Below are 13,475 nucleotides of genomic sequence, written 5' to 3'. Positions count from 1 at the left end.
GTACGTTTGGTACGACAATAAAAGCAAGCGACCAGAGCCGTTCTGATTGTTGTATGCATGTTTTTTTTATGCTTTCCTTATGATTACCTCACCGCTCAAAGGAAGAACAGGTTTGACATCGTCATCGCAACACTATCTGGTCATTACTGCGCTGGGTGCTGACCGCCCGGGAATTGTGAACACCATCACACGTCATGTCAGCAGTTGCGGCTGTAATATCGAAGACAGCCGACTGGCCATGCTGGGTGACGAGTTCACGTTTATCATGTTGCTGTCGGGCACCTGGAATGCCATTACCCTAATTGAATCAACCTTGCCGTTGAAAGGTGCAGAGCTGGATTTACTGATTGTGATGAAGCGCACGACCGCACGCCCCCGTCCGGCGATGCCCGCTACGGTATGGGTGCAGGTCGATGTTCCTGATTCTCCGCATTTGATTGAACGCTTTACCGCTCTGTTTGACAGCCACCAAATGAATATTGCGGAACTGGTTTCACGTACGCAACCGGCTGAGAACGAAAAGGCGGCACAGCTGTTTATTCAAATTACCGCACATAGTCCTGCGTCACATGATTCGGCAAATATTGAAGATGCGTTTAAAGCACTCTGTACAGAACTCAATGCGCAAGGCAGTATTAACGTCGTCAATTACTCACAGCATGATGAACAGGATGGAGTTAAGTAATGAACCCACTGAAAGCCGGTGATATCGCACCGAAATTTAGCTTGCCGGATCAAGACGGAGAACAAGTAAATTTAACCGACTTCCAGGGACAGCGTGTTCTGGTTTATTTTTACCCGAAAGCCATGACACCCGGCTGTACCGTACAGGCCTGCGGCCTGCGCGATAACATGGATGAGTTAAAAAAAGCAGGTGTTGAAGTGCTGGGAATCAGCACCGATAAACCAGAGAAGCTTTCCCGATTCGCGGAGAAAGAAGTCCTTAACTTCACGCTCCTGTCCGACGAAGATCACCAGGTTTGCGAGCAGTTCGGCGTCTGGGGTGAGAAGTCATTTATGGGCAAAACCTATGATGGCATCCACCGCATCAGCTTCCTGATTGATGCTGAAGGGAAAATTGAGCATGTGTTTGATGACTTCAAAACCAGCAACCACCACGACGTGGTAATGAACTGGCTGAAAGAGAACGCCTGATTTACATTTTGCCGGATAGCGCCTGATGGTGACGCCACGCGTCTTATCAAGCCGCCATCCGCATAACTCCGTAGCCGGATAAGGCGTTTACGCCGCCATCCGGCATCAACGTCGTTTATTCAAACGTCCCTTTTACACAGGCTTTTTTCTCTCTGACGACGACTTTTCCCTTCGCCCACAGGTGATGAACTTCAAGCGCATCATTGAGCACCAGAATGTCGGCATCGCATCCCACCGCCAGACGCCCTTTATGCTCCAGTCCCAAAAATTCTGCGACCGTTCGCGTCAGCGGACACAGCGCCAGTTCCAGCGGTATGGCATGAACCTTCACCAACTGGCGCACTGTTTCAGCCAGTGATTCAAACCCTGCGACACCGATGCCGGTAAGATTACCGTAGTCATCAAATTCCGGCTGGCTACCGTTGCCATCCGAACTCAAGGTAATACGCGACAGCGGCACGTTCTGGCGTAGCGCCGTGGCGATAGCCGTGGCCGGGTCGACGGGTTCATCAATGCTGCTGGTAATGTCGATATAACCGCCTTTGCGGGCATACTCCAGCGCCGACTGAAACAACGGTTCCGCACGATTGACGTGTGTGGGCAGCAGCTTGGTAATCGGTACATCGCAGCTGTCGAGGATCTGGTACAACGGCTCCAGCATGCGCGGGCTGTCGCCCATATGGAAGACGCTAATCCCCGGCTTGCGCCCTAACAATCCGCCAACGCGCGACTGCGCCGCCATGTTTGCCAGCGCCGAGGTGTCCGGGGCTGAAGAACGATGGTCCGAAACAGCACATTTCACGCCAATGATTTTATCGATCAGCGCCACATCGCGATCGATACTGCCGGTGATGGTCGGGGAAGGCAGAGAATACGCCCCGGTCAGCATCCATGCGCTGATGCCTTCAAATTCCAGCGCGCGGGTTTTCGCCAGCAGCGATTCAGGGTGACGGGTAATACCATCTGTCCCCAGCAATCCCACCACCGAGGTGACGCCAGCTTCAACCAGCCGCGACAAGCGTACTTCCGGCGTGCGGGTGTGCGGCCCCGCTTCTCCACCGCCGCCAATCAGATGGACGTGTTGATCGATAAATCCTGGGCACACAATCGCACCGTCAAGATTGATACACTCGCAGCCAGGAAAATCGTCAGGGGAAATCGACGGCGCGATGGCAACAATTTTGCTGTCAGACACCAGTATATCCTGGCGCCCTAAGTCTTCCGGCGCGTACACGTGTCCCTGCTGGAACAACGTCAAATTAAGAATGGAACAGTTCATAACCTTCCTTGTCAGGCAATAACCTGCATAACCCAAATAGAGAGCAGCGCATTAATTACGCATACCGCAATAATAAGCGGGTAATAACGGGGATGGACCCCCGCAGTACCCAGACAGCGTCCCACATTTTGCACCGGATTGCCCATCAGGTAGATAGCCGGTAACAGCACCGTAGCATCATGTCCCGTAAGCGTACCGGCGATAACCAGGCTGGCGCAAACACCGACGCCGCCTCCCATACTCATCACCGCCGCCAGCAGTACGGTAGCAGATTCCCCCGGCAGTCCCCACAGCGCCATTACCGGCTCACATACCCGCCCGACAATCTCGAGCAGTCCCGTCACCTTCAGCGCCTGAATAATCACAAACGCCATTACCACGTTAGGCAACAGGCTGGTTGTTGCAATAGTGAATCCGCGCCGTGCGCCATCGATAAACATATCCATGACGTTTTTACGTACTTGCGTTGTCATCTCACGCCTCCTGCTGCGTACGGCGATTTTCCAGCTGCGCAATCCACAAACGCAGCAGGTTCGCACCCACAAATTTGAAGACAAGGATCACCGCCAGGGGCGTAATCACCGGAACGGTAACCATCGTAAACAACGCGGCACCCGAGGAAAAATAGTTGGTAATACACGCACTGCCGCTGGTTTGCCAGCAGGCAAAAATGGCACGTTCCTGTTCAGTGATAATGCCCTCTTCCGCCATTTCTTTAGTCATCCCTGCCGCAGCATCGGTATTTTGCAAATTCGCAATCAGCGCCAGCGAACAAATACCTGGAATACCGAGTAACGGGCGCAGGACTGGCGTCATCAGTTGCTGTGCCGCACGCAACCCTCCCAGCCCTTCGGTGACGGAAATTATCCCGAGTGAAAGAATGACGGAAGGCGCCAGCTCAAGCGCGAATAAGAAGCCGTCTTTTGCGCCCATACCGCCCGTGCCGCGAAAAGAGACCGCCGTGTCCCCCGCCGCATTAATCTGCCCAAACGCACCGTTGAGAACGGTGAAATCAAAGACTCGCCACCATTCGGTACTTTTCGCAAACATGCCGGAAAAAAGAATAATCGTAATAAAAAAAGCGAGATAACCGCCCCATCCCACCTTCTGCTGCGTGTGTGTGTTGTGACCCATTTTGTTCTCCTGTTGGCCTTATTCCTTGCGTGACTTAAAGACATCACGCGGGTCAAGTTAAAGACAAACGCAGAGAAAAACGACACCAGAGGAGATTATTCAGAATGTGTGGATAGAGGTCAGACAAGTTCGGCTCCGGCGACATTGCATCGCCGGAGCAAACAGATTAGGGTTCATCAACGACCTGACCATCCGGCCAGGCATGCATTACCGCTTTGATTAACGTCGCCAGAGGAATCGCAAAGAATACGCCCCAGAATCCCCACAGGCCGCCGAATATCACCACTGAGAGAATAATCACCAGCGGATGCAGATTTACCGCCTCGGAGAACAGCACCGGCACCAGCAAATTACCGTCCAGCGCCTGGATTATCAGGTATACGGCAAAACAGCTCCAGAACTCGGTGCCAAGCCCGAACTGGAACAATGCCACACCGACCACCGGAATAGTGACCACGAAAGCGCCGATATACGGGATCAGTACGGAGAAGCCTACCAGCACCGCCAGCAGCAGCGAATAGTTGAGGCCAAACAGCAGGAAGCCGAGCCAGGTCGCCACGCCGACCACCACCATTTCCAGCACCTTGCCGCGGATATAGTTGGTGATTTGCTGGTTCATCTCTTTCCACACCTGCCCCGCCAGTCCGCGATTACGCGGCAGCACCCGACGCACTGCGTTCAGCATTTGTCCTTTATCTTTGATCAGGAAGAACACCATCAACGGGACGAGAATCAGATACACCGCCAGCGTCAGCAATCCGACCAGTGAAGCCAGCGAATATTTCACCACCGAATCGCCCATGGTGAGCATTCGCGAGCGCATATTCTCCGCCATCGCATCAATAATGCCCGCATCCATCAGCGCCGGATAACGCCGCGGTAAGGTGGCGGCAAAATCAGACAATTTATTGAGCATGCCGGGCATATCGCGGATCAGGTAGATCCCCTGTTGCCATGCAACGGGCATTACCACAAACGCCATCAGCAGCAAAATACCGACAAACACCACCAACACAATCGATGTCGCCCAACGCCGTGAACAACCAATATGTTCCAGCCGTACTGTCGGCCATTCGAGCAGGTACGCCAGCACAATGGCGACCAGCAGCGGCGCCAAAAGACCGCTAAAAAAGAACAGGATGCCAAAACCGGCAACCAGAATAATCAGCAAGGCGATGGCTTCGGGGTCGCTAAAGCGGCGGCGATACCATTGCATCAACATTTCGAGCATAAAACCCTTCCATGAATCCAATAGCGGGATTGCGATCCCGAATTGTATCGAAATGTCACAAAAAAGACTTCGCTTTTTATAGCGGATTACGCAAAGTGAAAAGTCATTTTTCCTGGGTGTTCATCGTCAGGTTTCGCAGTTACACTCCCTAAGCTTGCGGAGTGTGAACGAAACTTCACGGCATTGGTCAAATGGCTATCTCAAAAAAGAATACAGGACAGAGGTTATGTTCAGGCAGTTGAAAAAAAACCTGGTTGCTACCCTCATTGCTGCACTGACCATCGGTCAGGTTGCGCCCGCATTTGCCGAAACCGCGGACACCCTGCCTGATATGGGAACCTCGGCAGGGAGTACGCTTTCCATAGGACAGGAAATGCAGATGGGCGATTATTATGTACGCCAGCTGCGCGGCAGTGCGCCATTAATTAACGATCCGTTGCTGACGCAATACATTAATGCGCTGGGGATGCGTCTGGTCTCGCACGCCGACTCGGTAAAAACGCCCTTCACCTTCTTTTTGATTAACAACGATGAAATCAACGCCTTTGCTTTCTTTGGCGGCAACGTTGTTTTGCACTCCGCACTGTTCCGCTATTCCGATAACGAAAGCCAACTGGCATCGGTTATGGCGCACGAAATTTCCCACGTTACGCAGCGTCACCTGGCGCGTGCAATGGAAGACCAGAAACGCAGCGCGCCGCTAACGTGGGTGGGTGCGTTAGGGTCAATTTTATTGGCGATGGCCAGCCCGCAGGCGGGTATGGCGGCGCTGACCGGTACGTTGGCGGGTACACGCCAGGGGATGATTAGCTTTACGCAGCAAAACGAACAGGAAGCAGACCGCATCGGTATTCAGGTACTGCAACGCTCGGGATTCGATCCCCAGGCCATGCCGACGTTTCTGGAAAAATTGCTCGATCAGGCCCGTTACTCTTCGCGTCCACCAGAAATTTTGCTGACTCACCCCCTGCCAGAAAGCCGTCTGTCGGATGCCCGTAACCGCGCCAACCAAATGCGTCCGGCTGTCGTCCAGTCTTCAGAAGATTTTTATCTGGCCAAGGCACGCACCTTAGGCATGTACAACTCTGGTCGCAACCAGCTGACCGATGACCTGCTGAGTAACTGGTCGAAAGGCAACATACGTGAGCAACGTGCGGCGCAGTATGGCCGGGCATTGCAGGCAATGGAGGCCAGTAAATATGACGAGGCACGTAAAGCACTGCAACCGCTGCTGGCGGCAGATGCTAACAATGCCTGGTATCTCGACCTGGCAACGGATATCGATCTCGGCCAGAAGAAAACCAGCGATGCCATTAATCGGTTGAAAAACGCCCGCGACCTGCGCACCAATCCGGTACTGCAGCTCAACCTGGCAAATGCGTATTTACAGGCCGGGCAAGCCAAAGAGGCAGCGACCATCCTGAATCGCTATACGTTTAGCCATAAGGACGACCCTAACGGCTGGGATCTGTTAGCGCAAACGGAAGCCAACCTGAACAACCGTGATCAGGAACTGGCAGCCCGCGCGGAAGGGTATGCCCTCGCAGGACGTCTGGATCAGGCGATTTCGATGCTCAGCAGCGCAAGCTCACAGGTCAAGCTGGGTAGCCAGCAGCAGGCCAGATACGATGCCCGTATCGACCAGCTACGCCAACTGCAAGAGCGCTTTAAACCGTATACGAAAATGTAATTATCGAACCCTTGCCGGATGGCGATATGTAGGCCTGATAAGGCCTTTGGTCGCCATCCGGCAGGATTGTTATGCAAGGAGAAGTCATGTCAGACGCGATTAAAATCTACCATAACCCACGCTGCTCCAAGAGCCGTGAAACGCTGGAGTTACTGAAGTCCAACGCTGTGGACCCGGAAGTGGTGTTGTATCTGGAAACCCCGGCTGACGCCACAACCCTGCGTGAATTGCTGCAGATGCTGGGCATGTCCAGCGCGCGCGAGCTGATGCGCCAGAAAGAAGATCTCTATAAGTCACTTAATCTGGCGGACGTAAATCTGAGTGAAGATGCGCTGATTCAGGCAATGGTGGAAAACCCGAAATTGATGGAGCGCCCGATTGTGGTTGCCAAAGGCCAGGCGAGAATTGGACGCCCGCCGGAGCAGGTACTGGAAATCATCGGTTAACCTGAAACCTGCCGCAGTCTCTTCGGCTGCGGCGCTTACAGCTTCAGTATCTCTTTTACGAATGGAATGGTCAGCTTACGCTGGGCGGTGATCGATGCATGATCAAGCTGATCCAACGTCATAAACAGCGTACGCATTTCTCGATCCAGACGCTTGAGCAGGAAGCGTCCCACATCTTCCGGCAGTTCAAACCCACGAAGTCTGGCGCGTAATTGCAACGCCTGCAGCTTATCTTCATCGGAAAGCGGCTGCAGCTTGTAGATTTGTCCCCAGTCCAGGCGCGAGGCGAGATCCGGCAACCCCAGATTCAGCTGTCTTGGCGGGCGATCGCCTGTGATCAGCAGACGCGTTTTCCCCGACTCCAGGATGCGGTTGTAGAGATCAAAGATCGCCATTTCCCACAGCGAATCCCCGGCCACACATTCGATGTTATCGATGCATACCAGCGATAAATGCTCCATACCGTCGAGCACCTCGGGGACGAACCAGGTACGCTTGTCGAGCGGCACATAGCCTACCGCATCGCCGCGCGCGGACAGTTCCGCACAAGCTGCATGCAGCAAATGACTACGGCCAGCGCCTTCACGCGACCAGAGATAAATATACCCGCTATGGTCCTGACGCAGCACGTTTTGCAGTGCAGCCAGTAAAGAGGAGTTATCCCCCGGCCAGAAACTTGCGAAAGTTTCGTCGTCAGGAAGATAAAGTGGCAAAGAGAGCTGTGCCGGTGTGTTCAGAGATACCTCAACCCAGGATTTCATAAAATCGCGTTGAGTTTAACACAGAAATACGTCGTGATAGAACCGGGCAGCATCGCCACCCGGTAAGAGATTTACTGTTGCGGACTGTCGGCATCTTCCGCGTCAAGCACGACTTCTTCCGGACGCAGCAGGCTGATAACTTTGAAAATCAGGCTCAGACAAACGCCAACAATGGTCGCCAGCGCCATGCCTTTCAGCTCAGCGGCACCAATGTGAACTTTCGCACCACTCACGCCGATGATCAAAATAACCGAGGTCAGGATCAGGTTTTGCGCCTTGTTGTAGTCAACTTTTGACTCGATCAGTACGCGAATACCGGAAGCACCAATCACGCCGTACAGCAGCAGCGATACGCCACCCATGACCGGCAGTGGAATGATTTGGATCGCCGCCGCCAGTTTGCCCACACAGGAGAGCAGAATGGCAAAAATTGCCGCGCCGCCGATAACCCAGGTACTGTAAACACGGGTAATCGCCATTACGCCAATGTTTTCGCCGTACGTGGTGTTCGGCGTAGAGCCGAAGAAACCAGAGATAACCGTAGACAGGCCGTTGGCAAACATAGAACGATGCAGGCCAGGATCGCGAATCAAATCTTTTTTCACGATATTCGCCGTCACCACCAGGTGTCCAACGTGTTCAGCGATGACCACCAGCGCCGCCGGCAGGATGGTCAGAATGGCAACCCATTCAAAGCGCGGCGTGTAGAACGTTGGCAGAGCAAACCAGTGGGCCTGCGCAATCGGCGTGGTGTCCACGACCCCCATCACGAAGGAGAGTGCGTAACCGGCCAGCACCCCAATCAGAATCGGGATAATCGCCATAAAACCGCGGAACAGTACAGAGCCAAATACCGTAACAGCCAGCGTCACCATTGAGATGATGATGGTTTTTGAATCCGGTAATTGTCCCTCTGCTGGCAGTAACCCCGCCATGCCCGCAGCGACGCCAGCCAGCTCCAGACCGATGACGGCAACGATTGCGCCCATCGCCGCAGGAGGGAACATGACATCCAGCCAGCCGGTTCCTGCTTTCTTAACGATGAAAGAAACCAGGCAGAACAGAACGCCGCACATAATGAAACCACCCAGCGCCACTTCATACCCTAACGGCAGCAACAGCAGTACCGGGGAAATAAATGCGAAGCTTGAACCCAGATACGCAGGAATTTTACCTTTACAGATAAAGAGATACAGCAACGTACCAATGCCGTTAAACAGCAGAACGGTAGCCGGGTTGATGTGGAACAGGACTGGCACCAGTACCGTTGCGCCAAACATGGCGAACAGGTGCTGCAAACTAAGCGGGATTGTCTGTAAAAGCGGCGGTCTTTCACTCACCCCGATAGCACGGCGCGTCATAGTGTTTTCCTCTGAGTGTTGTTTGTTATTAGCCTTGGGTTGTTATATTCAAAAAAAAGCCGACTCTTAAAGTCGGCTTCTTTTCACTTATTCGTTTACTTGGTACCAAAAATCTTATCGCCGGCATCGCCGAGCCCCGGAATAATGTATCCGTGCTCGTTCAACCCCTGATCGATGGAGGCCGTGTACAGCTCAACATCCGGGTGCGCTTTTTCCAGTGCCGCGATACCTTCCGGTGCCGCAACCAGGACCAGCACTTTAATGCTGGTGCAGCCTGCATTTTTCAGCAGGTCGATGGTGGCGATAACGGAACCGCCGGTTGCCAGCATCGGGTCAACGATCAGCGCCATACGCTCATCGATGTTAGATACCAGCTTCTGGAAGTACGGAACCGGCTCCAGCGTTTCTTCGTTACGGTACATACCAACCACGCTGATACGCGCGCTCGGAACGTTTTCCAGTACGCCTTCCATCATGCCCAGGCCCGCACGCAGGATTGGCACAACGGTGATTTTTTTACCTTTGATTTGGTCAACTTCAACCGGACCGTTCCAGCCTTCAATGGTCACCTTTTCGGTTTCCAGACCAGCGGTTGCTTCATAAGTCAGCAGGCTGCCAACTTCCGAGGCGAGTTCACGAAAGCGTTTAGTGCTGATGTCGTTTTCACGCATCAGTCCCAGCTTGTGTTTGACGAGTGGGTGTTTGACTTCCACGATCTTCATACTCTTCTCCTTTCCTCAGACGAGTGGCAACCACAAAAAAATCGCCGGATTATACCGCTTTTCGTCTCTGGCGCAACACTGGATACGCTTGATATGGATCAACCAAAGTCGTTTGCGTCTGGATGATGAGTATAAAACAAGCCCCGCATTATTGGCGGGGCTTGCTGTCAATGCTATGAATTTTATAGATATTCAGCATTGGTCTGGATAACGTTTTGATACCATGAAAAAGATTTCTTCGGCGAGCGTGCTAACGTTCCGCTTCCGTCATTATTTTTATCAACATAGATAAAGCCGTAGCGTTTTTTCATCTCCCCCGTCCCGGCCGAGACTAAATCAATACAGCCCCACGGGGTATAGCCCATCAGGTCCACGCCATCTTCCACTACCGCTTTTTTCATTTCGCTGATATGTGCGGCCATATAGTCAATACGATAGGAATCATCTACCGAGCCGTCGGCCTGCTGCACGTCAATCGCACCAAAGCCGTTTTCGACGATAAACAGCGGCAGTTGGTAATGATCCCAGAACCAGTTCAGCGAATAGCGCAGACCAACGGGATCAATCTGCCAGCCCCAGTCCGATTTCTGCACGTACGGGTTGGAAACCAGACTTTTCGACTCGTCGTAGTCCAGCTGTGGGTTGTCTGCCGTGGCCTGCGTTGCGAAAGACATATAGTAGCTAAAGCCGATGTAATCGACACAACCCTCGGTCAGCGCCTGACGGTCTTCCTCGGTGATATCAAGATCAAAGCCACGCCGGGCAAAGTAGTTGAGAAGATGCTGCGGGTATTTGCCGCGCACATGGACATCGGTAAACCAGTAACGCCGGTGCATGGCGTTCATCGCCATCATCATATCGTCCGGCGCGCAGGTCAGTGGATAGATAGGACACATGGCAATCATGCACCCTATCTGCAATGCCGGGTTAATCTCACGCGCAGCCTTTACCGCCAGCGCGCTTGCCACCAGTTCATAGTGCGCCGCCTGGTACATAACCGGCTCGCGGTCTTCACCGGGCTGGTATTTCAGGCCAGAGTTAGTAAAAGGCGCGAAGTCTTCGTGATAATTTGCCTGGTTGTTAATTTCATTAAACGTCATCCAGTACTTCACTTTGTGCTGGTAACGGGTAAAAACCACTGCGGCAAAACGGACAAAGAAATCGATAAGCTTACGGTTGCGCCAGCCGCCATATTGCGTCACCAGATGGTATGGCATCTCGAAATGCGACAACGTAATCACCGGTTCAATGCCATATTTCAGGCATTCGTCAAACAGGTCATCATAGAACTGCAGGCCAGCCTCATTGGGTTGCGCTTCGTCGCCTAAGGGGAAAATACGCGTCCAGGCAATCGAAGTGCGAAAACATTTAAACCCCATTTCGGCAAACAGTTTAATGTCGTCTTTATAGCGGTGATAAAAATCGATGGCGTCGTGGTTAGGGTAGTTTTTACCGGCAATCACACCGTCAGTGATTTCACGCGCCACGCCATGCGCCCCCGCCGTCATGACATCGGCAACGCTAATTCCTTTTCCACCTTCCTGCCAGCCACCTTCCAGTTGATGAGCGGCTACGGCACCACCCCACATGAAATCTGCTTTAAATCCTGACATACCCTTCCCCTCTCGTGATTACTCTGTGCAAAACGATGTTGATGAGGTCCGCAACAGAAAACAGAAACCGGTTTCAGTACGATACTGTGTATTCAGCAGGCAGGTTTCAAGCACAAGACTGTACCCGGTTTCATTTTCGTGGCGCAGTTCAAACAAATAGATAAATGATTGTAAAATGCTGAAAAAATCAGCACATAAAACTTGATGCAGAGCAGGCTCGCAAACGTTTGCTTTCCCTGTTAGAATTGCGCCGAATTTAACTTTTACTGCAAGTAAACATGTGGGGAAGCAGGCAGTGACCGATAAAACCTCTCTTAGCTACAAAGATGCCGGTGTTGATATTGATGCAGGTAATGCTCTGGTTGATCGAATCAAAGGCGTAGTAAAGAAAACTCGTCGTCCGGAAGTTATGGGTGGTCTGGGTGGCTTCGGTGCGCTGTGCGCATTGCCGCAAAAATATCGTGAACCGGTACTGGTTTCCGGCACTGATGGCGTCGGCACAAAACTGCGTCTGGCGATGGATCTGAAACGCCATGACACTATCGGCATTGACCTCGTCGCAATGTGCGTCAACGACCTCGTGGTTCAGGGCGCTGAGCCGCTGTTTTTCCTCGACTACTATGCTACCGGCAAACTGGATGTGGATACCGCAGCCAGCGTCATTAACGGTATTGCCGAAGGCTGTCTGCAGTCTGGCTGTGCGCTTGTCGGCGGTGAAACGGCTGAAATGCCGGGGATGTACCACGGCGAAGATTACGACGTGGCAGGCTTCTGCGTTGGCGTCGTCGAAAAATCTGAGATCATCGACGGTTCAAAAGTGGCTGACGGCGACGTACTGATTGCACTCGGCTCCAGCGGTCCGCACTCCAACGGCTACTCTCTGGTGCGCAAAATTGTTGAAGTCAGCGGTTGTGACCCGGAAACCACCGAGCTTGAAGGCAAGCCGCTGGCCGATCACTTACTGGCCCCGACCCGCATTTATGTCAAATCCATTCTGGAACTGATTGAGAAGGTTGATGTTCATGCCATTGCCCACCTGACCGGCGGTGGTTTCTGGGAAAATATTCCACGCGTTCTGCCAGACAACACGCAGGCTGTGATCGACGAATCTTCATGGCAGTGGCCAGCCGTCTTCAACTGGCTGCAAACGGCGGGTAACGTCAGCCAGCATGAGATGTATCGCACCTTTAACTGCGGCGTAGGCATGGTTATCGCCCTGCCAGCTTCTGAAGTGGACAACGCCCTTGCTTTGCTCAATGAGAAAGGTGAAAACGCATGGAAAATCGGTATCATCAAAGCTTCTGATTCCGAACAGCGTGTGGTCATTGAATGAAAAACATTGTGGTGCTCATTTCCGGCAACGGAAGCAATTTGCAGGCGATAATGGATGCCTGCGAACAGAATAAAATCAATGGCACCATACGTGCAGTATTCAGTAACAAGGCCGATGCGTTCGGCCTTGAGCGCGCACGCGAAGCGAATATTCCTGCACACTCGCTGGAAGCCGCCCAGTTTGCCAGTCGCGAAGCATTCGACCAGCAACTGATACAAGAAATCGACGCTTATGCCCCCGATGTCGTGGTGCTGGCCGGTTATATGCGCATTCTAAGTCCGGCGTTTGTTGCTCACTATTCTGAACGATTGCTGAATATCCACCCGTCTTTATTGCCGAAGTATCCTGGCCTGCACACGCACCGTCAGGTTCTGGAAAACGGCGATGAAGAGCATGGCACTTCCGTCCATTTCGTCACCGATGAACTGGACGGCGGACCGGTTATTCTCCAGGCCAAGGTTCCGGTATTTGAAGGCGACAGCGAAGATGATGTCACGGCACGAGTCCAGACCCAGGAACATACCATTTACCCGCTGGTGGTAAGCTGGTTTACTGATGGTCGCCTGAAGATGCGTGATAACGCAGCATGGCTGGACGGCGTTCGTCTGCCGCCACAAGGCTACGCCGCCGACGAAGAATAAAATCAACCTGTAAACCGGATCTCATCATCCGGTTTACAGGCATAAATACCTTTTCCGGTTAACATCTCCGGTATTCATCTACGCTCCCCCTTTCTCTTTGCTATCAGAC

General features: G+C 52.8%; 14 protein-coding genes. 6 read left to right on the top strand and 8 right to left on the bottom strand.

Features of this window, described 5'->3' with window-relative positions:
* Window positions 1-112 precede the first annotated feature (112 nt).
* Both HVZ39_RS07295 and bcp read left to right on the top strand, forming a co-directional pair.
* Window positions 113-685 (top strand): glycine cleavage system transcriptional repressor, encoded by a 573-nt coding sequence (locus HVZ39_RS07295; protein WP_019077363.1) that lies wholly within the window; start codon window positions 113-115, stop codon window positions 683-685.
* Window positions 685-1,155 (top strand): thioredoxin-dependent thiol peroxidase, encoded by a 471-nt coding sequence (gene bcp / locus HVZ39_RS07290; RefSeq protein WP_003835095.1) that lies wholly within the window; start codon window positions 685-687, stop codon window positions 1,153-1,155. Before HVZ39_RS07295 ends, bcp begins: the two co-directional genes overlap by 1 nt.
* A gap of 115 nt (window positions 1,156-1,270) precedes the next feature.
* Here the strand turns inward: bcp and iadA are convergent, their stop codons facing one another.
* The 4 genes from iadA to HVZ39_RS07270 form a co-directional block, all read right to left on the bottom strand.
* Window positions 1,271-2,434, bottom strand: coding sequence for a beta-aspartyl-peptidase (gene iadA, locus HVZ39_RS07285; protein ID WP_103928448.1), 1,164 nt, complete (start codon window positions 2,432-2,434; stop codon window positions 1,271-1,273).
* A gap of 11 nt (window positions 2,435-2,445) precedes the next feature.
* Window positions 2,446-2,907 carry a YjiG family protein gene (locus HVZ39_RS07280; protein ID WP_181633413.1) on the bottom strand — a complete coding sequence of 154 codons (462 nt, stop codon included), beginning with the start codon at window positions 2,905-2,907 and terminating at the stop codon, window positions 2,446-2,448.
* A gap of 1 nt (window position 2,908) precedes the next feature.
* A complete protein-coding gene (locus tag HVZ39_RS07275) occupies window positions 2,909-3,568 on the bottom strand; it encodes a nucleoside recognition domain-containing protein (protein WP_016153974.1) in 660 nt (219 codons plus the stop codon).
* Window positions 3,569-3,734: 166 nt separating this feature from the next.
* On the bottom strand, window positions 3,735-4,799 hold the full coding sequence (locus HVZ39_RS07270; protein ID WP_016153975.1) for an AI-2E family transporter: 1,065 nt from the start codon (window positions 4,797-4,799) through the stop codon (window positions 3,735-3,737).
* A gap of 226 nt (window positions 4,800-5,025) precedes the next feature.
* Here HVZ39_RS07270 and bepA point away from each other — a divergent pair, with 226 nt between their 5' ends.
* Together bepA and arsC are read left to right on the top strand one after the other, a co-directional pair.
* Entirely contained in the window at window positions 5,026-6,489 is a 1,464-nt protein-coding gene (gene bepA / locus HVZ39_RS07265; protein WP_047416411.1) for a beta-barrel assembly-enhancing protease, read from the top strand.
* Between the two features lie 86 nt (window positions 6,490-6,575).
* Window positions 6,576-6,935, top strand: a complete 360-nt coding sequence (gene arsC, locus HVZ39_RS07260) for an arsenate reductase (glutaredoxin) (protein WP_181633412.1) — start codon at window positions 6,576-6,578, stop codon at window positions 6,933-6,935.
* A 35-nt stretch (window positions 6,936-6,970) separates the two neighbouring features.
* Here the strand turns inward: arsC and HVZ39_RS07255 are convergent, their stop codons facing one another.
* From HVZ39_RS07255 to HVZ39_RS07240, 4 genes are all read right to left on the bottom strand, one after another.
* Window positions 6,971-7,672: a DnaA inactivator Hda gene (locus tag HVZ39_RS07255; RefSeq protein ID WP_200049399.1), complete on the bottom strand. Its 702-nt coding sequence runs from the start codon at window positions 7,670-7,672 to the stop codon at window positions 6,971-6,973.
* Window positions 7,673-7,767: 95 nt separating this feature from the next.
* Complete coding sequence (gene uraA, locus HVZ39_RS07250) at window positions 7,768-9,057, bottom strand: uracil permease (RefSeq protein WP_016157119.1); 1,290 nt, start codon at window positions 9,055-9,057, stop codon at window positions 7,768-7,770.
* A 95-nt stretch (window positions 9,058-9,152) separates the two neighbouring features.
* Complete coding sequence (upp, locus tag HVZ39_RS07245; RefSeq protein ID WP_003835110.1) at window positions 9,153-9,779, bottom strand: uracil phosphoribosyltransferase; 627 nt, start codon at window positions 9,777-9,779, stop codon at window positions 9,153-9,155.
* A gap of 182 nt (window positions 9,780-9,961) precedes the next feature.
* Window positions 9,962-11,392 (bottom strand): 6-phospho-beta-glucosidase, encoded by a 1,431-nt coding sequence (locus tag HVZ39_RS07240; protein WP_019077368.1) that lies wholly within the window; start codon window positions 11,390-11,392, stop codon window positions 9,962-9,964.
* Between the two features lie 295 nt (window positions 11,393-11,687).
* Between HVZ39_RS07240 and purM the strand changes: the two genes are divergently transcribed.
* Both purM and purN read left to right on the top strand, forming a co-directional pair.
* Window positions 11,688-12,725, top strand: coding sequence for a phosphoribosylformylglycinamidine cyclo-ligase (gene purM / locus HVZ39_RS07235; protein ID WP_016157121.1), 1,038 nt, complete (start codon window positions 11,688-11,690; stop codon window positions 12,723-12,725).
* Window positions 12,722-13,366: a phosphoribosylglycinamide formyltransferase gene (gene purN, locus HVZ39_RS07230; RefSeq protein WP_016153983.1), complete on the top strand. Its 645-nt coding sequence runs from the start codon at window positions 12,722-12,724 to the stop codon at window positions 13,364-13,366. The genes purM and purN overlap by 4 nt, the downstream gene beginning before the upstream one ends.
* Window positions 13,367-13,475 lie beyond the last annotated feature (109 nt).

Origin of the sequence: Citrobacter sp. RHB35-C21 (genome assembly GCF_013816515.1) — a bacterium.
In the GTDB taxonomy this organism is placed as follows: domain Bacteria; phylum Pseudomonadota; class Gammaproteobacteria; order Enterobacterales; family Enterobacteriaceae; genus Citrobacter; species Citrobacter braakii.
The sequence above is the reverse complement of the archived record's forward strand: the minus strand, read 5'-3'. Positions and strand labels throughout refer to the sequence as shown.